Source organism: Mesorhizobium sp. LSHC412B00 (assembly GCF_000503035.1).
Classification (GTDB): domain Bacteria; phylum Pseudomonadota; class Alphaproteobacteria; order Rhizobiales; family Rhizobiaceae; genus Mesorhizobium.
This window is the reverse complement of record NZ_AYWB01000004.1, coordinates 280739-303482: the sequence shown is the minus strand read 5'-3', so window position 1 is coordinate 303482 and position 22744 is coordinate 280739. Positions and strand designations below refer to the sequence as shown.

Annotated in this window: 20 protein-coding genes and 1 riboswitch; of the genes, 15 read left to right on the top strand and 5 right to left on the bottom strand. The window is 62.8% G+C overall.

Going from position 1 to position 22744, the window contains the following annotated elements; translation table 11 throughout:
- Nucleotides 1-85: 85 nt before the first annotated feature.
- From X757_RS154460 to X757_RS154495, 8 genes are all read left to right on the top strand, one after another.
- Nucleotides 86-1672 carry an ABC transporter substrate-binding protein gene (locus tag X757_RS154460; RefSeq protein ID WP_023671387.1) on the top strand — a complete coding sequence of 529 codons (1587 nt, stop codon included), beginning with the start codon at nucleotides 86-88 and terminating at the stop codon, nucleotides 1670-1672.
- Between the two features lie 16 nt (nucleotides 1673-1688).
- Nucleotides 1689-2648 (top strand): ABC transporter permease, encoded by a 960-nt coding sequence (locus tag X757_RS154465; RefSeq protein ID WP_023671388.1) that lies wholly within the window; start codon nucleotides 1689-1691, stop codon nucleotides 2646-2648.
- Nucleotides 2649-2657: 9 nt separating this feature from the next.
- The gene (locus X757_RS154470) at nucleotides 2658-3482 is read left to right on the top strand and encodes an ABC transporter permease (RefSeq protein WP_023671389.1); all 825 of its coding nucleotides are present in this window, start codon (nucleotides 2658-2660) and stop codon (nucleotides 3480-3482) included.
- Nucleotides 3482-5137: an ABC transporter ATP-binding protein gene (locus X757_RS154475; protein WP_023725919.1), complete on the top strand. Its 1656-nt coding sequence runs from the start codon at nucleotides 3482-3484 to the stop codon at nucleotides 5135-5137. Before X757_RS154470 ends, X757_RS154475 begins: the two co-directional genes overlap by 1 nt.
- Nucleotides 5138-5201: 64 nt before the next feature.
- The gene (locus tag X757_RS154480) at nucleotides 5202-6041 is read left to right on the top strand and encodes an alkaline phosphatase family protein (RefSeq protein WP_023725918.1); all 840 of its coding nucleotides are present in this window, start codon (nucleotides 5202-5204) and stop codon (nucleotides 6039-6041) included.
- A 288-nt stretch (nucleotides 6042-6329) separates the two neighbouring features.
- Nucleotides 6330-6896: a sigma-70 family RNA polymerase sigma factor gene (locus tag X757_RS154485; RefSeq protein WP_023725917.1), complete on the top strand. Its 567-nt coding sequence runs from the start codon at nucleotides 6330-6332 to the stop codon at nucleotides 6894-6896.
- Nucleotides 6897-6910: 14 nt separating this feature from the next.
- Entirely contained in the window at nucleotides 6911-7579 is a 669-nt protein-coding gene (locus X757_RS154490) for a hypothetical protein (RefSeq protein ID WP_023725916.1), read from the top strand.
- Nucleotides 7569-8981 carry a S8 family serine peptidase gene (locus X757_RS154495; RefSeq protein WP_023725915.1) on the top strand — a complete coding sequence of 471 codons (1413 nt, stop codon included), beginning with the start codon at nucleotides 7569-7571 and terminating at the stop codon, nucleotides 8979-8981. Before X757_RS154490 ends, X757_RS154495 begins: the two co-directional genes overlap by 11 nt.
- 26 nt (nucleotides 8982-9007) lie before the next feature.
- Here X757_RS154495 and X757_RS154500 read toward each other — a convergent pair whose 3' ends face one another.
- Both X757_RS154500 and X757_RS154505 read right to left on the bottom strand, forming a co-directional pair.
- Nucleotides 9008-10354, bottom strand: a complete 1347-nt coding sequence (locus X757_RS154500) for an FAD-binding oxidoreductase (protein WP_023725914.1) — start codon at nucleotides 10352-10354, stop codon at nucleotides 9008-9010.
- A gap of 165 nt (nucleotides 10355-10519) precedes the next feature.
- Nucleotides 10520-11542, bottom strand: a complete 1023-nt coding sequence (locus X757_RS154505; RefSeq protein ID WP_023725913.1) for a substrate-binding domain-containing protein — start codon at nucleotides 11540-11542, stop codon at nucleotides 10520-10522.
- 364 nt (nucleotides 11543-11906) lie between these two features.
- Between X757_RS154505 and X757_RS154510 the strand changes: the two genes are divergently transcribed.
- The 5 genes from X757_RS154510 to X757_RS154530 all read left to right on the top strand — a co-directional run bounded on the left by X757_RS154510 (nucleotide 11907) and on the right by X757_RS154530 (nucleotide 18516).
- Complete coding sequence (locus X757_RS154510) at nucleotides 11907-13262, top strand: ABC transporter substrate-binding protein (RefSeq protein ID WP_023668892.1); 1356 nt, start codon at nucleotides 11907-11909, stop codon at nucleotides 13260-13262.
- Nucleotides 13263-13497: 235 nt separating this feature from the next.
- The gene (locus tag X757_RS154515) at nucleotides 13498-14511 is read left to right on the top strand and encodes a carbohydrate ABC transporter permease (RefSeq protein WP_023668891.1); all 1014 of its coding nucleotides are present in this window, start codon (nucleotides 13498-13500) and stop codon (nucleotides 14509-14511) included.
- Nucleotide 14512: 1 nt separating this feature from the next.
- Nucleotides 14513-15667: a carbohydrate ABC transporter permease gene (locus X757_RS154520; RefSeq protein WP_023668890.1), complete on the top strand. Its 1155-nt coding sequence runs from the start codon at nucleotides 14513-14515 to the stop codon at nucleotides 15665-15667.
- 5 nt (nucleotides 15668-15672) lie between these two features.
- Nucleotides 15673-17337 (top strand): alpha-glucosidase family protein, encoded by a 1665-nt coding sequence (locus X757_RS154525; RefSeq protein ID WP_031198273.1) that lies wholly within the window; start codon nucleotides 15673-15675, stop codon nucleotides 17335-17337.
- A gap of 66 nt (nucleotides 17338-17403) precedes the next feature.
- On the top strand, nucleotides 17404-18516 hold the full coding sequence (locus X757_RS154530) for an ABC transporter ATP-binding protein (RefSeq protein ID WP_023725912.1): 1113 nt from the start codon (nucleotides 17404-17406) through the stop codon (nucleotides 18514-18516).
- Nucleotides 18517-18618: 102 nt separating this feature from the next.
- Here the strand turns inward: X757_RS154530 and X757_RS154535 are convergent, their stop codons facing one another.
- The 3 genes from X757_RS154535 to X757_RS154545 form a co-directional block, all read right to left on the bottom strand.
- Nucleotides 18619-18852 carry a DUF680 domain-containing protein gene (locus X757_RS154535; protein WP_023694259.1) on the bottom strand — a complete coding sequence of 78 codons (234 nt, stop codon included), beginning with the start codon at nucleotides 18850-18852 and terminating at the stop codon, nucleotides 18619-18621.
- 71 nt (nucleotides 18853-18923) lie between these two features.
- Nucleotides 18924-19127: a DUF680 domain-containing protein gene (locus tag X757_RS154540; protein ID WP_023668886.1), complete on the bottom strand. Its 204-nt coding sequence runs from the start codon at nucleotides 19125-19127 to the stop codon at nucleotides 18924-18926.
- A gap of 67 nt (nucleotides 19128-19194) precedes the next feature.
- Nucleotides 19195-19401, bottom strand: a complete 207-nt coding sequence (locus X757_RS154545; protein ID WP_023668885.1) for a DUF680 domain-containing protein — start codon at nucleotides 19399-19401, stop codon at nucleotides 19195-19197.
- A gap of 500 nt (nucleotides 19402-19901) precedes the next feature.
- Nucleotides 19902-20104: riboswitch (cobalamin riboswitch) on the top strand.
- A gap of 116 nt (nucleotides 20105-20220) precedes the next feature.
- On the opposite strand from X757_RS154545, the gene X757_RS154550 reads away from it, so the two are divergent.
- Together X757_RS154550 and X757_RS154555 are read left to right on the top strand one after the other, a co-directional pair.
- The gene (locus X757_RS154550) at nucleotides 20221-21468 is read left to right on the top strand and encodes an aromatic ring-hydroxylating dioxygenase subunit alpha (RefSeq protein WP_023725911.1); all 1248 of its coding nucleotides are present in this window, start codon (nucleotides 20221-20223) and stop codon (nucleotides 21466-21468) included.
- Between the two features lie 37 nt (nucleotides 21469-21505).
- Nucleotides 21506-22606 carry a hybrid-cluster NAD(P)-dependent oxidoreductase gene (locus X757_RS154555; RefSeq protein WP_023703626.1) on the top strand — a complete coding sequence of 367 codons (1101 nt, stop codon included), beginning with the start codon at nucleotides 21506-21508 and terminating at the stop codon, nucleotides 22604-22606.
- The last annotated feature ends 138 nt before the right edge of the window (nucleotides 22607-22744 follow it).

Genomic DNA, 22744 nt, shown 5'->3' with positions numbered 1-22744 from the left:
CCGCTTTGCCTTCCGGTCAATATCCCTTTGGTAACAACAAGCAAAAAACGACCATAAGGTCGAACCAACAGAGTGAGGAACTCAAATGTCCAACGAACTCGAATATCTGAGCCGGCGCGTTGCGTCCGGCAAGCTGAGCCGTCGTGATTTCCTCGGCCGCGCCGCAGCACTCGGCGTCACAGCGCCCTTCGCCAATATGCTGCTTTCCAGTGCGGCTCGCGCGGAAGGCCCGGTCAAGGGCGGCACGCTGAAGGCCGGCCTCGTCGGCGGCGAATCCACGAACAGCCTGGACCCGGCTTTGTTCATGACGCAAGTGCCGTTCGCTTTTGGCAAGATGTGGGGCGAACTGATCGTCGAGCTGTCTCCGGAAGGCAAGCTCGAGAACCGCATCGCCGAAGAGATCGGCTCGTCGGACGACGCCAAGGTGTGGACGCTGAAAATCCGCGACGGCGTCGAATTCCACAACGGCAAGACGGTGACCGCTGAGGATGTGGCGGCAACGCTCGAGCGCCATTCCGATGAAAAGTCGAAGTCCGGCGCGCTGGGCTACATGAAGGGCATCGACAGCATCAAAGCCAGTGGCAAGGAAGTCGTCCTGACGCTGAAGGAGGCCAACGCCGACCTTCCGTATCTCCTCAGCGACTACCACCTCATCGTCCAGCCCAACGGCGGCAAGGACAAGGCGGATGCCGGCATCTCGGCAGGACCCTACAAGGTCACCACCAACGAGCCCGGCGTGCGCCATGGCGGCGAGCGCTTCGCCAATTACTGGCAGGCCGACAAGATGGGCCATGCCGACCAGATCGAGATCATCGTCATCAACGACGCGACCGCGCGCACGGCGGCCCTGCAGGGCGGCCAGGTCAACATGATCAACCGCGTCGAGCCGAAGATCGTCGACCTGATCAAGCGCGTACCGGGCGTCACCATCCGCAACCATGCCGGCCCCGGCCACTATGTCTTCATCATGCATTGCAACACCGCGCCCTTCGACAACAGCGACCTGCGCATGGCGCTGAAGCTCGCGATCGACCGTGAGGAGATGCTGAACAAGGTGCTGCGCGGCTACGGCTCGCTCGGCAACGACTTCCCGATCAATTCGTCCTATCCGCTGTTTTCCGAGATCGAGCAGCGCAAATATGATCCCGACAAGGCCAAGTTCCACTACAAGAAGTCGGGCCATGACGGCACCGTGCTGCTGCGCACCTCCGACGTCGCCTTCCCGGGCGCGGTCGACGCCTCGCAGCTCTTCCAGCAGAGCGCGGCCAAGGCCGGCATCAAGATCGAGCTCAAGCGCGAGCCCGGCGACGGGTACTGGAACGAGGTCTGGAACAAGCAGCCCTTCTGCGCCTCCTATTGGGGCGGCCGCTCGACCCAGGACCAGATGTACTCGACCGCCTATCTGTCGACCGCCGACTGGAACGACACCCGTTTCAAGCGTCCGGACTTCGACAAGCTGGTGCTAGCCGCACGCGCCGAACTCGACGAGACCAAGCGCAAGCAGATGTACCACGACATGGCCGTGCTGGTGCGCGACGAGGGCGGCCTGATCCTGCCGATGTTCAATCAGTTCATCGATGCGACAGGCGCCAAGGTCGGCGGCTGGGTCGACGATCCGCATCAGGAGCTGATGAACGGCTACGCGCTGGCGAAGTGCTGGCTCGAAGCCTGAGCCCGGCTTTGCGGATATGTCCTCACCCGTCGTGAAACTTGTGGCCCAGCGCGTTGCGCTGGGCATCGTCCTCTTGCTGGCCGTTTCGGTCCTGATCTTCGCCGGCACCCAGATCCTGCCCGGCGACGTCGCGCAAGCCATTCTCGGACAGTCGGCGACGCCGGAATCGCTCGCCAATCTGCGCGAGCAGCTCGGCCTGAATCAGCCGGCTTACATCAGGTATTTCCATTGGCTAGGCGGTGTGCTCACCGGCGATCTTGGCACGGCGATGTCGAGCGGCCAGGATATTGCCACGTCGATCAAGGGGCGGCTGTGGAACACGCTGTTCCTCGCCTTCTGGGCTGCGATCGTGGCCGTGCCGCTGGCCATCATCCTCGGCCTGATCGCCGTGCGTTACCGCAATGGCTGGGTCGACAAGCTGATCTCCGGCCTGGCGCTCGCCTCGACATCTTTCCCGGAATTCTTCATCGGCTATGTGCTCGTCTATTTCTTTGCCGTGAAGTATCAATGGTTCCCGGCCATTTCCACGGTCTATGACGGCATGCCGTTCGGTGAGCGCATGCAGGCGATCGCGCTGCCGGCCACCGCGCTGACGCTGGTTGTGCTGGCGCATATGATGCGCATGACCCGCGCGGCCATCCTCAACGTCATGCAGTCGGCCTATGTCGAGACGGCGGAACTGAAAGGCCTGTCGGCCTTCAACGTCATCCGCAAGCATGCTTTCCCCAATGCCATAGCGCCGATCATCAACGTGGTCATGCTCAACCTCGCCTACCTCATCGTCGGCGTCGTCGTGGTCGAGGTGATCTTCGTCTATCCCGGCATGGGACAATATCTGGTCGACCACGTCACCAAGCGCGACGTGCCGGTGGTGCAGGCGGTCGGCCTGGTCTTCGCCGCCGTCTATATCAGCCTGAACATCATTGCGGACATCGGGGCGATTGTCGCCAATCCGCGCCTCAGACATCCGAAATAGGCGGCGGGCATGCTCGACATCAAACGCATCCCCATCCCCGCGCTGATCGGCATCGTGCTGACGGCTATGTTCGTGTTGGCGGCAGTTTTCGCACCGTTGATCGCACCGTACGGCAATGCCGAAATCGTCGGCGATGTCTGGGAACCGATGACGGCGGCACATTTGCTGGGCACCGACAATCTCGGTCGCGATCTTCTGTCGCGCATGATCTACGGCGCTCGCATCACGCTGTTCATTGCGGTGCTGGCCACCGCGCTGTCATTCTCGCTCGGCGCCATCCTCGGCTTTTCGGCGGCGGTGTTCGGCGGCTGGTTCGACACGCTGCTGTCGCGCCTTGTCGATCTGCTGATGTCGATCCCGACCTTGATCATGGCGCTCGTCGTGCTTTCGGTGCTGCCGACCAACCTGGTGACGCTGATCCTGGTGATGGGCGTCCTCGACTCGACCCGCGTCTACCGGCTGTCGCGCGCGGTGGCCGTCGACATCAACGTCATGGACTATGTCGAGGCAGCCAAGCTGCGGGGCGAAGGCAGCGGCTGGATCATCTTCCGCGAGATCCTGCCCAACGCGCTTTCGCCGCTGGTCTCGGAACTTGGCCTGCGCTTCATCTACGCGGTGCTGTTCTTGTCGACGCTCTCCTTTCTCGGGCTTGGCGTGCAACCGCCGGATGCCGACTGGGGCGGCATGGTCAAGGAGAACAAGGACGGCATCGTCTTCGGTATCGGGGCGGCACTCATTCCCGCCGCGGCGATCGCAGCACTGGCGATTTCGGTCAATCTGGTCGCCGACTGGGTGCTCAACCGCACGACAAGCCTGAAGGGAGGACGCGGGTGATGGCTGACACAAAAGCAAAGCCCGGCCTGCTGCTCGATATCCGCAATCTGCGCATCGAAGCGACAGTGTTTCCGCCCGGCGAGGCGCCGAAGAACATCGTTTTGGTCCACGATGTCTCGCTGACGCTGGAAAAGGGCAAGGTGCTCGGCCTGATCGGCGAGTCCGGCGCCGGCAAGTCGACCATCGGCCTGTCGTCGATGGGCTATGGCCGTGGCGGCGTGCGCATCACCGGCGGAGAGGTGCTGCTCAACGGCCGCGATATCCTCAAGGGCGGCAAGGAAGGTTTCCGCAAATTGCGCGGCCGCGAGGTCTGCTATGTCGCGCAGTCGGCGGCCGCGGCCTTCAATCCGGCGCACAAGCTGATGGACCAGGTGGTGGAAGCAACGCTGCTGCACGGCACGGCGACACGCGCCGAGGCCGAGAAACGTGCCGTGGCGTTGTTCAAGAAGCTCAGCCTGCCAAACCCCGAAATCATCGGCGAACGGTTCCCGCACCAGGTCTCCGGCGGTCAGTTGCAGCGGGTGATGACGGCTATGGCGCTGTGTTCGGAACCCGACCTGATCGTCTTCGACGAGCCGACCACGGCGCTCGACGTGACGACGCAGATCGACGTGCTGGCGGCGATCAAGGACGCCATCCGCGACACCCATGTCGCGGCGCTCTACATTACCCACGATCTTGCCGTCGTCGCCCAGGTCTCGGACGAGATCATGGTGCTGCGCCATGGCAGGCTGGTCGAATGGGGCGGCACTCGCCAGATCATCAAGGAGCCGCGCCAGGAATACACCAATGCGCTGGTCTCGGTGCATGAGATCGAGCATGCCGAGCAGAAGCCCGGCGCCGCGCCGTTCCTGTCGGTCAAGAACGTCACCGCCGCTTACGGCGGCAGCCACGTCAAGGTGCTGAAGAACGTCTCGGTCGAGATCTATCCGGGACAGACGCTGGCGGTCGTCGGTGAATCCGGCTCTGGCAAGTCGACGCTGGCGCGCGCTATCACCGGGCTGTTGCCGCCCGAGGAAGGCACCGTCACCTTCGATGGCAGGCCGCTCGCCAACCGGCTTGCCGACCGGCCGAAGGAGGATCTGCGCCAGTTGCAGATGATCTATCAGATGGCCGACGTGGCGATGAACCCGCGCCAGACCGTCGGCACCATCATCGGCCGGCCGCTGGAATTCTACTTCGGCATACGCGGCCGCGAGCGCGACAAGCGCGTCGCCGAACTGCTCGACGAGATCGAGATGGGCAAGGGCTTTCTCGATCGTTATCCGGCCGAACTCTCCGGAGGCCAGAAACAGCGCGTCTGTATCGCCCGCTCGCTCGCCGCCAAGCCCAAGCTGATCATCTGCGACGAGGTGACATCGGCGCTCGACCCGCTGGTGGCCAACGGCATTCTCAAGCTGCTGCTCAACCTGCAGCAGCACGAGAAGGTCGCCTACCTCTTCATCACCCACGATCTGGCGACGGTGAAGTCGATCGCCGATTCGATCGCGGTGATGTATCGCGGCGAGGTGGTGCGCTATGGCGCCAAGAGCAAGGTGCTGACGCCGCCCTTCGACGCCTATACCGACCTGCTGCTGTCGTCCGTTCCCGAGATGGAGATCGGCTGGCTGGAAAAGGCGATCAAGGGACGGCGCATGGCGAGCGCGGGGAATTAGTAGGGAATTCGCGGCCTTTGTCGCGAAAACTTCCTTCAACGGCAAAAGCTTTCCGGAGCCGCCCATGGCGCTCAAGACCAAACTGCTGCTCATCATTCTCGACGGCGTGCCCTACCGGAACTGGCGCCGGCTGATGGGCAATCTCGAGGGCTGGGTGCAGTCGGGCGAGGCGCAGGTGTGGAAGATGCGCTCGGTGCTGCCGTCGACCTCGGCCTGCTGCTATGCCTCGATCCACACCGGCGTTTCGCCGCAGGAGCACGGCATCCTGTCCAACGAAAACCGGTTTCTCGTCAACAAGCCGGATATTTTCTCCGAAATCAGCAAGGCCGGCGGCAAGACCGGCGCGGTGACGCACTCCTACTGGTCCGAATTCTTCCGCTCCTATCCGTTCGACCTGATCGAGGACATGGAGTTCGACGAGCCCAACGGACCCATCACGCATGGCCGCTTCCACACCATGACCGGCTATAATGCCCGCAACCAGATGACGCCGAGCGATGTCGACCTGTTTGCGACGCTGACCATGCTGACCCGGCGCCATGATATCGACTACGGGATCCTGCACACCTGCACGCTGGATTCGATGGGTCATCGCTTCGGCCATGACTGCCACGAAATGGACCATGCCTGCTATGCGATGGACGGCATGCTGGCAGCCTTCCTGCCGGGCTGGCGGCAAGCCGGTTACGAGGTGATCGTAACCGCCGACCACGGCCAGACAGACCGCGGCCATCATGGCGGCCGCGACGATGAAATGCAGGATTTCGCGCTGTATTGTTTCGGAGCCGGCAAAGGGCCGGATGCGGACACGCTGCTTGATCAGCTGCAACTGGCGCCGACGGTGCTGAAGCGGCTGGGTGTGCCGGTGCCGGAGACCATGAAGGCTAAGCCGTTTTTGGGGTGACGGAGGTCGTCGCTGAGCCGCCGTTCGCTACCCCCCTCTCCCCGTCACTATACGGGGAGAGGGTAAGGGTGAGGGGCAGCGCAACATCAAACATAAATACCCCAACGCCGGTGCCGCCCCTCATCCGGCTGCCGCCACCTTCTCCCCGTATAGTCACGGGGAGAAGGGAGACACTCTGGCAACACTCACCTTCTTCGGTTAGCTTCGCCAAAATTCCTTGGCGGAAGGATGAACCTTTTTGAACCGATCGGCGACAGAGCAGACAGGAGCCAGGCGGCTCGACCGGCCATGACGGCAGCGACCGAGACTGATCGCGCGCTTGTCGACCGGGTCGCGAAGGGCGACCGTGCCGCTGTTCGGCTGCTGTTCATGCGTCACCACGCGCGGGTCTACCGCTTCGTGGTGCGCCAGACGGGATCGGAAATGATGGCCGACGATATCGCAAACGAGGTCTTTCTTGAGCTGTGGCGCCAGGCGCCCGGTTTCGAAGGGCGCTCGGAAGTCTCGACATGGCTGCTCGGCATCGCCCGCTTCAAGGCGCTGTCGATGCTGCGCAAGAAAAAAGAAGACTGGATCGATGACGACGATGCGGCGCAGGTTCCCGATGGCGCCGACACGCCGGAAGTCGCCACCATGAAGGAAGACAAGGGCGCCGCCTTGCGGCGCTTCGTCGATGCCTTGCCGGAGGAACACCGCTCGGTGGTCGACCTTGCCTATTACCATGGACAGTCGGTGACGGAGATCGGCGAGGTGCTCGGCATCCCGGTCGCCACTGTCAAGACCCGAATGTTCTACGCCCGCAAGAAACTCGGCGAAGCCCTCAAGGCCGCCGGTTACGACAGGGGGTGGCCATGAGCAATCCTGAAGATATGAGCGCCGCTGGAAAAATGTCACGCCGCGACGAAATGGAAACGCTGCTGCCGTTCTACCTGAACGGCTCGCTGGAAGGCTCGGACCTCGAAGCCGTCGAGGAATGGCTGGCGAGCGATCCGGCGGCAATGGCGGCGCTTGGCGAGGCTGAGGCGGAATTCTCCGGCGCCACCGCCGCCAACGAGGCGATCCGGCCACCGGCCGATGCGCTCAGCCGCTTTGCCAGGGCGCTCGACGCCGAAGCCGGCCCGGTCCGCGCTCCCGCGGGCCGTTCCTGGCTGGCGCAGGCACTCGGCCGGTTCACGGCGATGCCGGCCACGGTCGGCTGGGCGGCAGCGGCGGTGCTGCTGGCGTTGGTCGTGGTGCAGTCCTACGTGCAGACCGGCGGCAAGAGCCATGATTTCGAGGTTGCCGGCGCCGAGGATGAGCTGACGAAACTGCCGTTCGCGCTGGTCAAGTTCAAGCCGGATGCGAAGATGTCCGACATCGCCGCCTTCCTCGACCAGAACGCGCTGAAGATCGCCGGCGGGCCGACCGCCTCGGGCGTCTTCCGCATTGCCATCCCGGTCAAGACCGGAGCAGACTACACCAGGCTCGTCGGCCTTATTGCCGCCCAGCCGTTCGCGGAGACTGTGATCGAGGGAAGGAAACCGGTTGATGGCAGCTAGGGCGGTCATTCGATTTGCGGCGATCCTGGTGGCGGCGACGACAATCGTCGCCGTGCCGGCGTCGGCGCAGACCAATGATCCCAATGCCGGCCGGGCCGACTGCACCGACGCGGCCGGAGCGGCGGCTGCCGACTGCCCGAAAGACGGCAATGAGGCCAACGTCGGCGGCGAACCAGGCGCAGTTACCCTTCCGGCCCTGATCGTCGACCTGTTTCCCAACCCACCGGTTCCCGAAGCGCCCGTGCCGACGCCACGGCCGTCAGCGCCGCCTGCCGACACGCAGGCCGGGCCACCCGCCGGCGGGGCGATCGTTTCGCCGACCGATCTTGTCGCGACCGCGCCGCGCCGTGCCATCGCCGGCGAGTTCGTGCCCGACGAGGTGCTGGTGACCGTCGACGGCGATGCCGGCGCCGTCCAGCAGATCGCCGCCTCCTTCGGTCTTGAAGTGCGCTCGCAGCGCCAGTCGCGGCTGCTCGGCACCACGCTGGTGCGCTTCGGCATTCCCGACGGCCGCCCGGTCGGCGCCGTGCTGGCGCAGCTGGCCGCCGATGGCCGCACCCTGCGGCGCGAGCCAAACCATATCTATTCGCTGCAGCAGGCGGCCGGCATCGTCAACTATGCCTTCGAGCGCATTCAGCTCGACAACAAGCAAGCCAGTGGCGAAAACGTGCGCATCGCCGTCATCGACACCGGCATAGACGACACCAATCCGGCGCTGACCGGCGTCATTGCCGACCAGTTCGACGCCATGCCCAACGTGCCGGTCGAAAAGCGTGACCACGGTACCTCGGTCGACGGGCTGATCGCCGGCGTCGGCGCGCTCGAAGGCATGGCGCCCGGCGCCAGGATCTATCACGCCCGCGCCTTCGAGGACGGCAGGTCGACCATGGATGTCATCCTGTCGGCGCTCGACTGGGCGGCGGACCAGAATGTCAGCATCATCAATATGAGTTTCGTCGGCCCCAAGAACGATCTGCTCGCCACCGCCTGCCGCAATGCGCGCGGGCTAGGCATCATCCTGGTCGCTGCTGCCGGCAACAACGGACCGAAAGCGCCCTATGGCTACCCCGCCGCCTATGACGGCGTGATCGCGGTCACCGCCACCGACGCCAAGGACGGGCTGATGCAGCAGGCCAATCGCGGCGCTTATGTCTTCATCTCGGCGCCCGGTGTCGAGATGGTGGCGCCGAGCGGCGCCGGCTCTGACGTCGTCACCGGCACCTCATTTGCCGCCGCGATCGTGTCCGGCGCAATCGCCAACCTGATCCACGCCTCACCCGAGCGCTCGGCCGACAATATCGAAAAGGCGCTGGCCGCCACCGCCAGGGATCTCGGTCCGAAGGGACGGGACAATGATTTCGGTTATGGGCTGCTGGATACGAAGGCGGCGGCGAACAAGTAAACCGGGCGAATTTCGCGCCACCCAATTCAGAGCGCCGGACCCAGCCGGACAGGGCTGCCATCATGGAAGCGCGACAGCCGGAAGCGGCTGAGGTCGTGCCCCGTCTGGTTTCCCTGGATCATGTCGGCAACGACGCGGCCTATGCCAGGCCCGATGCCGAAGCCGTGGCCGCTCATTCCCGTTGCGACGAAAAGGCTGCCGACTGCCTCAACCCGATCCACGACGGGGACGACGTCCGGCATGGCGTCGATCATGCCGCCCCAGCCTGCCTTCAGGCGAACTGCTTCGAACTGTGGAAAAAGACACCCGAAGTTACGTTCTATCGAACGCAGACCGGCTCGTTCAGGGGGCGGGTTCAGCACTCGCATTTTTTCGAAAGGACTGACGGAATCCGGCGCCCAATCGCGCGGCGTCGACCAGGCGTCAGGGTAGCCTGACGGGGCGAACGGAAAGTAGCGCGTCCCGAACGGATTGTCCCTGAGGGCGGGAAGGTATTTGGTGGCGTGCCGGAAGGCGTCAGGTCCCAAATAAAGCAAATGGCTGCCGCCCGCGGCGAGCGTGTAGCCGCCATCCTGCCGGCGCCGGAACGCGATGTGTTCGTCGGCCGCGGCACCGGCATAGATCTCAGCCAAGGGGTCCGTTGCGGCTGCGGTTACCCTGACGCTGAGCTGGGGGATGGAGACGCCGTGTCTTCTCAGGAACAAGGATGACCAGGCACCGCCCGCGACCAGCACGCTGGAGGCCTCGATATACCCCGTCTCGGTCCACACGCCCTTGACCTTGCCGCCTGAGATTTCGAGGGTTCGCGCTGCGCAATTCTCGACGATTTTGACGCCTTTTCGCACGGCGAGCCGGGCAAGTGCGGGCACCGCCAGCCAAGGCTCCGCGCGCATGTCGGAGGGCGTCGTCATCGCGCCCTTGAATTTGCGCGACATGCCTTTGATGAGTGTCGCGGTTTCGTCTGCATCCAGGAGACGGGTGTCGAGCGCATGGATCGCGGCGATCTTCATGAAGGCTTCGAACCCGGCCATGTCCTTGTCGGTGTTCGCCAGGTAGGTCACACCTGTCTGGGTCAGGCCGATGTCCTCGCCGCATTCCTCAGCCAGTTGCCGCCACAGGCGAATGGCCTCGATGACGATGGGCAGTTCATCCGCGTCTCGTCCCTGCTTTCGGATCCAGCCCCAGTTTCGGGACGACTGTTCGGCCGCAATGCGTCCCTTTTCCAGCAGCGTCACCGGGATGTTCCGCTGTGCCAGGAAAAGCGCTGTCGTTACGCCGATGATGCCGCCACCGACAATGACCACCTCCGACGCTTTCGGCGGCGGGCCAGGATGCCGGATTGGATCCGTTTCGGAGAACGGGAATGTGGGCAAGTGGCGCACCCTGAGGACTGGTTGATGGCTCTGGCTTACTGGTTGCCACCCACTAGAAGGCAAATCAAGGACAGGTCCAGGCAGACCGTTGTCCCAACAAAGTCAATCTATCTGCGGGCAACATCCACAAGGGTGAACTTGCCCAGCGGAGCGATGGATTAATCCCTAGACCGGGGCGCCTGCGACCGAACCCCTGACCACAAGGTCGACTGGCCAGACCTCGCCTCGCGCCCCTTCTTCCAAGCCGGAAATGCGCGCTGCCAGGCGTTCGGCGATGCGGGCGCCGGCCAGGCGGATCGACGAGCGCGTCGTCGACAGCGGCACGGAAAAATTCTCCGGCTTCAGCCATGGGAAAACGTCGTCATGGGCAATCAGCGACAGGTCGCCGGGAATGGTCAGGCCAAGGTCGCGCACGGCGCGCACGACGCCGAGCGACATGATCAGGCTGGAGCAGGCGATCGCCGTCGGCGGTTCGCTTTGTTCGAGCAGGCGCCTGGCGGCGCGATAGCCGTTCTCCTCGGTCATCGTCACCGAGCAGACATGGCGCTCGCCGAGCGTCAGGCCGCTCGCGGCCAGCGCCCTGCGCATGCCGCGCTCGCGGTGGATGGCGAAGGTCTCGCGGTCGTCGCCATTGATCAGCGCCAGCCGGCGGTGGCCGAGCTGAACCAGCAGCCGGGCGGCGTCGTGGAAGCCGCCCTCATTGTCGATGTCGGTGAAGGGGTAGTCGAAATCGAAGCCTTCGCTGCGGCCATGGACGATGAAGGGAATGCCGAGCGTGTTGACCAGCGCCACCCGCCGGTCGGCCGGGCGCGGCGAGGAGATGTAAACGGCGTCGACCTGGCGGTTGGCGACGATGCGGCGATAGGTGGTTTCCTGGTCGTCGGCATCGGCCGGCGACAGCACCAGGTCGAGCTCGTGCGAGCGGGCATAGTCGCCGAGACCCGACAGGAACTCGACGAAATGCGGGTCGATGTCTACGGAGGCGCCCGTCGGCAGGACATAGCCGATCATGCCCGTCTTGCCGGTCGCCAGCCGGCGCGCGCTCGGATTGGGCCGGTAGCCGTGGCGCTTGGCGGCATCCACCACGCGCCGGCGGGTTTCCTCGTTGACCTCCGGATAGCCGTTGAGCGCACGGCTTACCGTTGTCTGCGACAGGGCTAGCAAATGAGAGAGCTGCTTCAGGTTCACTGGGAGGTCTCCAAGCCTCAAAGCGCTTTTAATTTTGAAGCCACGCGGCGCCACAACGGGCGCGGCCAAGCTGGTCGACCATACGCACTGGTCCGGCCAGTTTGAAGCTTAATACGCTGCTGCACCGCCGTAAAACTATGCTGCAGTGCACTTTACCAAGTCTTCCAGCTCGAAATTAAATCGATTAGCCCACCGCCCTCTTGACTTTCAGCCGATTCAATGGCGAGATCAAAAAGGCCAAAGCGCTTTGGAAGACTCTTGGAAAGGTTGCGGTTCCTTACTGAACGAGTCACAGTCCTGCAGCGTCGGCGGGCGGAATGGAGGTTCCGTCCGGGTGTATGTGTCCACACTGGGAGGAATACCGATGAAGAAGATGCTTCTGCTTGGCGCAGCGTTTGCCACGCTCGCCTTGTCCCTGCCGGCGCAAGCCGAACTGAAGTTCAAGCCCGGGGAAGACAAGCGCTTCAACTGGGCCAATTACGAAGAACTGAAGAAGGTCGATCTCAAGGGCGAGACACTGACCATCTTCGGGCCCTGGCGCGGCGAGGACGAAGGCCTCATCCGCACTGTTCTCGAATATTTTCAGGAAGCCACCGGCGCCGAGATCAAATACTCCTCGTCGGAAAATTACGAACAGCAGATCGTCATCGATACCCAGGCCGGCAGCCCGCCCAATATCGCCGTACTGCCGCAGCCGGGCCTGATCCAGGATCTGGCGTCCAAGGGCCTTTTGACGCCGCTGGGCGACGACACCGCCAAATGGATCAAGGACAATTACGGCGCCGGCCAGTCATGGGTCGATCTCGGCACCTTCAAGGACAAGGACGGCAAGCCGGGCTTCTTCGCCTTCCCCTACAAGGCCGACGTGAAATCGCTGGTCTGGTATTCGCCCGACAATTTCGAGGAAGCCGGCTACAAGGTTCCCAAGACCCAGGAAGAGCTCGCCGACCTCGAGAAGAAGATCATCGCCGACGGCGGCACGCCGTGGTGCATCGGCCTCGGCTCAGGCGGCGCTACCGGCTGGCCGGCGACCGACTGGGTCGAAGACATCATGCTGCGCACCCAGGCGCCCGACGTGTATGACAAGTGGGTAAAGAACGAGATCCCGTTCAACGATCCGGCGGTGGTCAACGCCATCGACATTTTCGGCAAGATCGCGACCGACGACAAGATGGTCGACGGTGGGGCCAAGGCGGTTGCCGCGACCGACTTCCGCGACAGCCCGAAGGGCCTCTTCTCGGTGCCGCCGAAATGCTACCTGCACCATCAGGCATCGTTCATCCCGACCTTCTTCCCGGAAGGCACAAAGGTTGGACAGGACGCCGACTTCTTTTACTTCCCGCCCTATGCATCCAAGCCCGAGCTGGGCACGCCTGTGCTCGGCGCCGGCACGCTGGCCATGATCACCAAGGACTCGAAGGGTGCACGCGCGTTCATCGAATTCCTGAAAATGCCGCTGGCACATGAAATCTGGATGGCCCAGGGCGGCTTCGTCACGCCGCTTAAGTCGGTCAACAAGGATGCCTATGCCAGCGACGCGCTGAAGAAGCAGGGCGATATCCTTGCCAATGCCTCGACCTTCCGCTTCGACGGTTCGGACCTGATGCCGGGCAAGATCGGCGCCGGCGCCTTCTGGACCGGCATGATCGATCTGGTCGGCGGCAAGTCGGCGCAGGATGTCGCCACCGACATCCAGAAGAGCTGGGACGCTATCAAGTAGTCAGCTGGCAAGCAGTCAGCTGGCAAGTAACCACTGCCAAGTAATCAGCCGCTTTGGCGGCAAATTCAGGACTTCCTCCACAGACTGGGTCCGGGCCGCTATGGCCCGGATCCGACCGGCGCCTTACGCCGGACCGATTTGCGTTCGTTCGTTTCAGAATAACTTAAATCGGCGCAGAGCCACATCGCCAGGGCTGTTCAAGGCCCGGCCGATCATGCGCAGGGAAGAGGGACCCATGGCTGCTCAGATCTTATCGGCCATTTTTGTCATCATCATCGGCGTCGGCGGCTGCGTCGCCTATTTCTGGGGCGCCAACAAGCTGGTCGACCTGATATTCCCGTCGCGCGGCGTGGCCGGGGCTGCGGCCATCGACAATCTGCGCCGGCAAGGACTGGTCCGTCCGTGGCTGTTCGTCGGCCCGGCGATGATCATCCTCACCGTCTACCTGATCTATCCGGTGGTGGCGACGCTCTGGCTGTCCTTCCTCGACCGCGGCGGCCAGCATTTTGTCGGCTTCGCCAACTATGAATGGGCGTTCGGCGACCGCGAGTTCCGCAACTCGATCCTGAATAACATCATCTGGCTGGCGGTGGTGCCCGCCGCCTGCACCTTTCTAGGGTTGATAATCGCCGTGCTCACGGACAAGATCTGGTGGGGCACAATCGCCAAGAGCCTGATCTTCCTGCCGCTGGCGATCTCCTTCGTCGGCGCCAGCGTGATCTGGAAATTCATCTACGAATATCGCGGCGAGGGCCAGACGCAGATCGGCCTGCTCAACGCCATCATCCAGTATTTCGGCGGCCAGCCGCAGGTCTGGATATCGCTGCCGTTCTGGAACAATTTCTTCCTGATGATCATCCTGATCTGGATCCAGACCGGCTTTGCCATGGTCATCCTGTCTTCGGCGTTGCGCGGCATCCCCGAAGAGACGCTTGAAGCCGCGGTCATCGACGGCGCCAATCCGTTCCAGATCTTCTGGAAGATCATGGTGCCGCAGATCTGGGGCACCATCGCCGTGGTCTGGACGACGATCACCATCCTGGTGCTGAAAGTGTTCGACATCGTGCTGACCATGACCAACGGCCAATGGAACAGCCAGGTGCTGGCCAATCTGATGTTCGATTGGATGTTCCGCGGCGGCGGCGATTTCGGCCGCGGCGCCACCATCGCCATCATCATCATGATCGCGGTCATCCCGATCATGGTCTGGAACATCCGCCAGGCGAACAAAGAGACGGGAGGACATTGAGATGGCCGTCGCGACCGGAAAGTCCTTTGCCAGCCGCTTCGGCGTCCACATCGCCGTGCTTGTCTTCGTCGCCGTCTGGACCGTGCCGACGCTCGGCATCCTGGTCTCGTCGCTGCGCGACAAGGACCAGATCATCGCCTCGGGCTGGTGGAACTCGTTCTCCAGCTCCAGCCAGACTGAAGCCGGCCGCCTGCCGCCGGCCTCGGCGCAGGTCGAGAAGGACGGCAAGTTCGTGCTTGCCGGCAATATCTTCGGCGACGGTGCTGCGCGCAACATCAGCGCCTTCGGCGTCAAGTCGGCGGCACCGACGCAATATCCGGCCGGCACCACTGCCGATCTCGGCGACGGCGTGACCTTGCAGCTCAATGCCGACGGAACGTTCGTCATGAGTTCGCCCAAGGCTTTCGAAGGCGACCGTGGCCAGCGCGTCTATTACGCCTCGTCGGCGCCACCGAAATTCACCACCGACAATTACAAGACCGTGCTGTTTTCGGAGGGCATCGGCCGCTCGTTCATAAACTCGCTGACCGTCACCATCCCGGCGACGGTCATCCCGATCCTGATCGCCGCCTTCGCCGCCTATGCATTGGCGTGGATGCGTTTTCCCGGCCGCGCCTTGCTGATCGCCACAATCATCGGCCTGCTGGTCGTGCCGCTGCAGATGTCCTTGATCCCGCTTTTGAAGATCTACAACGGCGTCGGCATCTTCTTCGGTGTGCCGTCGAAAACCTATCTCGGCATCTGGCTGGCGCATACCGGCTTCGGCCTGCCCTTCGCCATCTATCTCCTGCGCAGCTATATTGCCGGCCTGCCGCGCGAGATCATGGAATCGGCGCGCATAGATGGCGCCAGCGATTTCGAAATCTTCGTCAAGATCGTGCTGCCGCTGTCCTTCCCGGTGCTGGCGTCCTTTGCAATCTTCCAGTTCCTGTGGGTGTGGAACGATTTGTTGGTGGCAATGGTTTTCCTCGGTACCGAAGGGGACCAGATCGTGCTGACCGCGAAGCTCAACGCGCTGCTCGGCTCGCGCGGCGGCGACTGGGAAATCCTGACGACATCGGCCTTCGTCACCATTATCGTGCCGCTGATCGTGTTCTTCTCGCTGCAGCGCTATTTCGTCCGCGGGCTGCTGGCCGGCTCGGTCAAAGGAGGTTGAGACTTATGCAAGCCGCTTTGAAGGCGACCTCGAAGCCCGATCTCGCCGTCGATCGCGACTGGTGGCGGGGCGCGGTGATCTACCAGATCTATCCGCGCTCCTATCAGGACTCCAATGGCGACGGCATCGGCGACCTCAAGGGCATCATCCGCAGGCTGCCCTACATCGCCTCGCTCGGCGTCGACGCCATCTGGATTTCGCCCTTCTTCAAGTCGCCGATGAAGGATTTCGGCTACGACGTCTCGGACTATTGCGACGTCGACCCGATGTTCGGGACGCTCGCCGATTTCGACGCGCTGGTTGCGGAAGCCCATCACCTCGGCCTCAAGGTGATGATCGACGAGGTGCTGTCGCACACCGCCGACAACCATCCATGGTTCAAGGAGAGCCGCGCCAGCCGTAGCAATCCCAAGGCCGACTGGTATGTCTGGGCCGACGCCAGGCCGGACGGCACGCCGCCCAACAACTGGCTGTCGATCTTCGGCGGCTCGGCCTGGCAGTGGGACACCAGCCGCCAGCAATATTATCTGCATAATTTCCTGTCCGAGCAGCCGGACCTCAACTTCCACAATCTGGAAGTCCAGGACGCGCTGCTCGACGTCACCCGCTTCTGGCTGGAGCGCGGCGTCGACGGCTTCCGCCTCGACACCATCAATTTCTACTTCCACAGCCAGGGGCTGGAGAACAATCCGCCGCTGCCGCCCGAAGAGCGTAACGACCAGACAGCACCTGCGGTCAATCCCTACAACTACCAGGACCATATCTACGACAAGAGCCGGCCGGAAAACCTTGCCTTCCTCGAACGGTTCCGGGCGCTGCTCGACGAATATCCGGCGGCCGCCGCGGTCGGCGAAGTCGGCGATTCGCAGCGCGGGCTGGAAGTGGTCGCCGCCTACACCGCCGGCGGCAAACGCGTCCACATGTGCTATTCCTTCGATTTCCTGGCGCCGGAAAAGATCAGCGCCGCCAAGGTGCGCCAGGTGCTGGAAGCCTTCGGCAAGGTCGCCAGCGACGGCTGGTCGTGCTGGGCCTTTTCCAACCACGACGTGATGCGTCCGGCCTCGCGCTGGGCCGCCGACGAGGCCGACCCGGCCGCCTATCTGAAGGTTATCTCGGCGCTGCTGATGTCGCTGCGCGGTTCGGTCTGCCTCTATCAGGGAGAGGAGCTTGGGCTGGGCGAAGCCGAGTTGCAGTTCGAGGATCTGCAGGACCCCTACGGCATTCGCTTCTGGCCCGAATTCAAGGGCCGCGACGGCTGCCGCACGCCGATGGTGTGGGATGCAACCGCCAGCAATGCCGGCTTTTCGACGGCCAAGCCCTGGCTGCCGGTGCCGGGCAAGCACTTGTCGCAAGCGGTCAATGTTCAGCAGGGCGACGCGGCCTCGCTGCTCGAGCACTACCGGCGCTTTCTCGGTTTCCGCCGCCAGCATCCGGCCCTGGCCAAAGGCGACATCGAGTTCATCGAAAGCGAGGGCGACACCGTCGCCTTCACTCGCCGTGAGGGCAATGAGCAGATCGTCTGCGTCTTCAATCTGGCCAGCAAGCCGGCCGAGGTCGATCTCGGTGGTCAGGCGCTGCTGCCATTGGCCGGGCACGGTTTTTCGGGACAATCCGGCACAGGTTCCATCCGCCTCGGCGGCTACGGCGCCTGGTTCGGGCGCATCGACTGAGTTTTTGACGAAACTGGATTTTTTGAGGAAATCCAGGTTCTCTAGGGAAATCACTGGGAGGAAATTATGGCCGATGTCACGCTGAGACAGGTGAAGAAATCATACGGCAATCTGCACATTCTCCACGGCATCGACCTCGACATAAAGTCGGGCGAGTTCATCGTCTTCGTCGGCCCGTCGGGTTGCGGCAAGTCGACCTTGCTGCGGTCCATCGCCGGGCTTGAGGAGATCACCTCCGGCGAGCTGAAGATCGCCGGCGAGGTGGTGAACGATGTGCCGCCTTCCAAGCGCGGCATCGCCATGGTGTTCCAGTCCTATGCGCTCTATCCGCACATGACCGTCTACGACAACATGGCCTTCTCGATGAAGATCGGCAAGGAAAGCAAGGCCGAGATCGACAAGCGGGTACGGCAGGCAGCGGAGATCCTGCAGCTGACCAAATATCTCGACCGTCTGCCCAAGGCCATGTCGGGCGGCCAGCGCCAGCGCGTCGCAATCGGCCGGGCCATCGTGCGCAACCCGAAAGTGTTCCTGTTCGACGAGCCGCTGTCGAACCTCGACGCGGCGCTGCGCGTCGCCACCCGCATCGAGATCGCCAAGCTGAAGGAATCGATGCCTGCCACGACCATGATCTACGTCACCCACGATCAGGTCGAGGCGATGACGCTGGCTGACCGCATCGTCGTGCTGAAGGATGGCCACATCGAGCAGGTCGGCACGCCCATGGACCTCTACAAGAAGCCCGGCAATCTGTTCGTTGCTCAGTTCATCGGCTCGCCGGCCATGAACATCCTGCCGGCAACGATCGACAAGACGGGCAACCCGACAATCGTCAGCCATGTCGGCGGCCGCAAGGCCACGGTGCCGATTGCAACGCCGGCGTCAGCCAAGGGTGCGGCAGTCAGCTTCGGCGTGCGGCCGGAGGATCTGTCGGTCGCCACCGGCACGGAATATCTTTTCGAGGGCGTGGTGGACTATGTCGAGCAGCTCGGCGAGGTGCAGCTGGTCTATATCGATATCGGTCGCGCCGACCTGCCGTTGGTGACCAAGCTGCCCGGCAATGTCGAGGTCAAGCGCGGGGCAAAGCTGCGGCTGACCGCGGATGCCGGGGACCTGCACATCTTCGACGCCGATGGGCACTCCTTCTCGCTCAAGCCGGTGGAAGTGAAGGCGGCTTGAGATAGCTGCGTTGTACAGGCATGAAAAAAGAGCGGCGGGCAACTGTCCACCTCGGCGGGCCGGNCGGGCTAGGCCCGCCGCTCTTTTTTTAAGCTTCGGCTGTTAGTTGTTGCCGAACCGATCCCTGTCGCTGCTCTGAGGAACGAACTTCTGTTGGTCGTCCGACGAGTTCAGCAGCTTGTAGACCGCCGAGTTGGTGCCGGTCGACGAAGTGCGGGTGGTGTCGACGGCAGCGGCCGGCTGGTTGGCGCCATTGGAGCCATAATTGTCGCTGCCGGCAAAGGCAGCGCTCGAAACAGCCAGAACGGCTGCGGTGGCAAGAACGATCTTCTTCATTTTAGTCTCCTGAATTTTTCTGATGCCGCCAGCTGCAGCGGATAAGCCCGCCACGTGCTGGAAACCGGCTTTTAGCGGCCGAAAAGGTTACGGTCGGCACCGTGGGCAGGCGCCTGCTCGGCTGGAGCCGACTTCTCAACCGAAGCCGTATGGCCACTATCGGTCGACGTAATCGCAGGCTGGTTGGCGCCGTTCGAACCGTAGTTGTCGCTGCCGGCGAAAGCGCTGCCGGAGATGGCCAAAACGGCGGCGGCAGCAAGGATGATCTTTTTCATTTTCAAATACTCCTGAATTTTTTGGGATCCCGAGAGCGACGGGTTAGCCGCCCTTCTTTGGTCGGGATCAGCGATTGCCGTAGAGGTCGCGGTCGGCGCCCTGAACGACAGGCTGCTTGTCAGCGTGCGCCGGCTTCTGAATGGAAGCCGTATACGAGCTGTCGACCGAGACGGCTGGCTGGTTCGCACCATTGGAACCGTAATTGTCGCTACCGGCGAAGGCGCTGCCGGTGATCGCCAAAACGGCTGCGGCAGTGAGGATGATCTTTTTCATTTTTAGTACTCCAGTTTGTCTGTCCGTCTAGCGGCGTGTCTTGGGAGGAATTCGCGTCGTTCGGACAGCCCCGATGTGGGAAAGCCATAGGCTGGTTTCCAATCACGAAGTTGTTCCGTGTGGACCACGGTCCTGCACCTTGAAATTGTGCCATGAAGTTCCTCTATGGTCATTTATCGCATTGTTTTCAGTCGCTTATGCCGAACCGAGTGGTTCGCTCCGATGTCGGTTTCCGGGCCGTCGTTCACACTGTCCTGCACGCATTGTCAACAGAAACGAACCGTTCGGTTCGATTAGAGATTGCTAATAGTAACTTTTCGATACCGTTGAGCCATTTTTGCCCGCGATCGAACTGGATCGGCAGCGATTCGAAACGGCGATGATGGCGTCGCAAGAAACGTCTCAGCTCTTTGACCCGGGGGCGGGGGGCGTATGCCGCGCGTGTCGCGCCGCATGGATATGATGTCGCTTTCATGCCGACGTCGCGATCGCTGCCGTGATTAGATGATCGCATCTCAGGTGCCGCTTCGTGACGACGCAGCGGAGAATTGGGAAGCCGGTCAGAATCCGGCGCTGCCCCCGCAACGGTGGTGGAGTTGAAGTCGCAACGGGAGACCACTGGGCAGCAGCCTGGGAAGGTGTCGCGATGGTCCGCAAGGACAACTCCAGAGCCCGGAAACCAGCCCGAGATGCATAGACTCGACTGATCGCGGTGGGCGGTCAAGAGGTGGATAGTGCATGTCCGGCGCCGCGCCGGCCTGCGTCCGATCCTTCCTCCATCACCACCAAGTTCAGTCCTTAAACCACGAGGACAGAACTATGGATACGCGCAACGACATGCTGAGGCTCCTGAACGGCCGCAAGCAAGGCTTTTCGCTGGAACAGCCCTTCTACACCGACCCGGACTATTTCAAGCTCGACATGGAGCTTATCTGGTATCGCGACTGGCTGTTCATCGGCCATGATTGCGAACTGCCGAAGCCCGGCAGCTATATCACCGTGCAGATCGGCGGTTATCCGGTGGTGCTGGTCCGCGACCAGAAGGGCAACATCAACGCCTTTCACAATTCCTGCCGCCATCGCGGCAGCCGTGTCTGCAACACTGAGAAGGGCATGGCGGCAAAGCTTGTCTGCCCCTATCACCAGTGGACCTACGAGCTTGACGGCCGGCTGCTGTTTGCCCGCCAGATGGCCGACGGTTTCGACAAGAGCCAGTTCGGCCTGAAGCCCGTCGCCTGCGAGAGCGTCGGCGGCTACATCTTCATCTGCCTGGCAAAAGAACCTGCCGACTTTGCCCCGATGCGCGCCATGATAGAGCCCTACCTCAAGCCGCACCGGCTGAATGAAGCCAAGGTCGCCTTCGAGAGCACCATCATCGAGAAGGGCAACTGGAAGCTGGTCTGGGAAAACAACCGCGAATGCTATCACTGCGCCGGCAATCATCCAGAGCTGTGCAAGACATTCCCCGAAGCGCCGACGGTGACCGGCGTGCAGGGCGCCGACAGCGATCCGGAGATGCTGGCGCACTGGGCGAAATGCGAGGCGGCGGGCCTGCCGAGCAAGTTCCGCATCGATCCGGCCGGGCAATACCGCGCCACCCGCGCGCCGCTGCTGCGCGATGCCGTCAGCTACACGATGTCGGGAAAGCGCGCGGTGACGAAGAACCTGTCCGACACTGTTGCCGCCGACCGCATCGGCACCTTGATGCACTACCACTATCCGACGACCTGGAACCACATACTGATCGACCATGCGGTCACCTTCCGGGTGCTGCCGATCAGCGCCACCGAAACCGCGGTGACGACCAAGTGGCTGGTGCACAAGGATGCGGTCGAGGGGGTCGACTACAACCTTGAGGAGCTCACCCATGTCTGGACCGAGACCAACGACCAGGACCGCCGCATCGTCGAGGAAAACGCCTTTGGCATCCTGTCTCCGGCCTATGAGCCCGGCCCCTATTCGGAGCTGCACGAGGGCGGCGTGATCCAGTTCGTCGAATGGTACGCGGCCTTCATCGGCCCGCGCCTTGCCGAAGGTGGCAGGCCGGCGCTGCGCAGCGTCGCGTGAGCTGGAGCAGGCGAAGAAGGACCGGAGGATGAATGCGATGACGGATCTTGGGCTCTATCGCCATCTCGACCAGATGGCGCCGTGGAACGATAGGCTGCAGGTGCTGGAAGTGATCGGCGTCAGCGACGAGGCGCCTGACGTCAAGACCTTCACCTTCCGCTCCGACAACCAGACCTGGTTCCGCTACAAGCCGGGCCAGTTCCTGACGCTGGAACTGCCGACACCGGACGGGCCGCTGATGCGCACCTATACGCTGTCGTCGTCACCATCGCGGCCGTTTTCGATCGCGGTGACAGTGAAGGCGCAACCGGGCAGCATCGGCACACGCTGGATGTTCGACCAACTGGTGCCCGGCTCGCACGTCAAGGCCTATGGACCGGCGGGCGACTTCTCGTTGCACAGCCACCCGGCGGCCAAATATCTGTTCATTTCGGCTGGCTCCGGCGTGACACCGATGATGTCGATGCTGCGCTGGCTGAACGACTGCGCGCCATGGACCGATGTCGGTTTCGTCAACTGCGCGCGGCGTGCCGAAGAGATCATCTTCCGCAAGGAACTCGAACTGCTCGGCGGCCATATGCCCGGCCTGTCGCTCGGCTTCATGATCGAGGAACGTTCCAGCCGCGAAGGCTGGTACGGCCATATGGGGCGCATCGATGCGATCCGGCTGCCCTTGCTGGCTCCGGATTTCCGCGAGCGCGAAATCTTCTGCTGCGGCCCCGATCCGTTCATGCGCGCCGTGCGCGGCATGCTGGATGCCGCCGGCTTCGACATGACGAAATACCATCAGGAGAGCTTTGCCGCGCCTGTGATGGAGGAAATTCCGGCGCCGTTTGCCTCCCCGGTCGAGGACGGCATCGCTGCACCTGTCGAAGCCGTGACGCCGATCCGCTTCTCGCTTTCGGAGGTCGATGCCGGCTGCGTCGCCGGCCAGACCGTGCTGCAGACCGCGCGCAGCTCGGGCGTGCGGATTCCCGCCGCCTGCGAGTTCGGCCTGTGCGGCACCTGCAAGGTGAAGAAGGTCTCCGGCGAAGTCGAGATGAGCCACAATGGCGGCATCCTCGACCACGAGATCGATGACGGTTTCATCCTTGCCTGCTGCTCGAAACCGTTGTCGGCGCTCGAAATCGAGGCTTGAGCCGGTCGACTTCGCCGCAACGGGTCGCCGACGCAGGCGGTGTTCGCGGGTCTTTGTCTTGCCAAGCATAGGCCGAGTGATTTAGACGCACTTAGGAAGGGCTGGCAGGCCGTGAAACTGGCGCATCCCTTCATGGGC

Excerpts from the sequence above, each read along its gene's own strand:
- X757_RS154460 (WP_023671387.1), top strand. The coding sequence starts at position 86 with ATGTCCAACGAACTCGAATATCTGAGCCGGCGCGTTGCGTCCGGCAAG.
- X757_RS154465 (WP_023671388.1), top strand. The coding sequence starts at position 1,689 with ATGTCCTCACCCGTCGTGAAACTTGTGGCCCAGCGCGTTGCGCTGGGC.
- X757_RS154470 (WP_023671389.1), top strand. The coding sequence starts at position 2,658 with ATGCTCGACATCAAACGCATCCCCATCCCCGCGCTGATCGGCATCGTG.
- X757_RS154475 (WP_023725919.1), top strand. The coding sequence starts at position 3,482 with ATGGCTGACACAAAAGCAAAGCCCGGCCTGCTGCTCGATATCCGCAAT.
- X757_RS154480 (WP_023725918.1), top strand. The coding sequence starts at position 5,202 with ATGGCGCTCAAGACCAAACTGCTGCTCATCATTCTCGACGGCGTGCCC.
- X757_RS154485 (WP_023725917.1), top strand. The coding sequence starts at position 6,330 with ATGACGGCAGCGACCGAGACTGATCGCGCGCTTGTCGACCGGGTCGCG.
- X757_RS154490 (WP_023725916.1), top strand. The coding sequence starts at position 6,911 with ATGAGCGCCGCTGGAAAAATGTCACGCCGCGACGAAATGGAAACGCTG.
- X757_RS154495 (WP_023725915.1), top strand. The coding sequence starts at position 7,569 with ATGGCAGCTAGGGCGGTCATTCGATTTGCGGCGATCCTGGTGGCGGCG.
- X757_RS154510 (WP_023668892.1), top strand. The coding sequence starts at position 11,907 with ATGAAGAAGATGCTTCTGCTTGGCGCAGCGTTTGCCACGCTCGCCTTG.
- X757_RS154515 (WP_023668891.1), top strand. The coding sequence starts at position 13,498 with ATGGCTGCTCAGATCTTATCGGCCATTTTTGTCATCATCATCGGCGTC.
- X757_RS154520 (WP_023668890.1), top strand. The coding sequence starts at position 14,513 with ATGGCCGTCGCGACCGGAAAGTCCTTTGCCAGCCGCTTCGGCGTCCAC.
- X757_RS154525 (WP_031198273.1), top strand. The coding sequence starts at position 15,673 with ATGCAAGCCGCTTTGAAGGCGACCTCGAAGCCCGATCTCGCCGTCGAT.
- X757_RS154530 (WP_023725912.1), top strand. The coding sequence starts at position 17,404 with ATGGCCGATGTCACGCTGAGACAGGTGAAGAAATCATACGGCAATCTG.
- X757_RS154535 (WP_023694259.1), bottom strand. The coding sequence starts at position 18,852 with ATGAAGAAGATCGTTCTTGCCACCGCAGCCGTTCTGGCTGTTTCGAGC.
- X757_RS154540 (WP_023668886.1), bottom strand. The coding sequence starts at position 19,127 with ATGAAAAAGATCATCCTTGCTGCCGCCGCCGTTTTGGCCATCTCCGGC.
- X757_RS154545 (WP_023668885.1), bottom strand. The coding sequence starts at position 19,401 with ATGAAAAAGATCATCCTCACTGCCGCAGCCGTTTTGGCGATCACCGGC.
- X757_RS154550 (WP_023725911.1), top strand. The coding sequence starts at position 20,221 with ATGGATACGCGCAACGACATGCTGAGGCTCCTGAACGGCCGCAAGCAA.
- X757_RS154555 (WP_023703626.1), top strand. The coding sequence starts at position 21,506 with ATGACGGATCTTGGGCTCTATCGCCATCTCGACCAGATGGCGCCGTGG.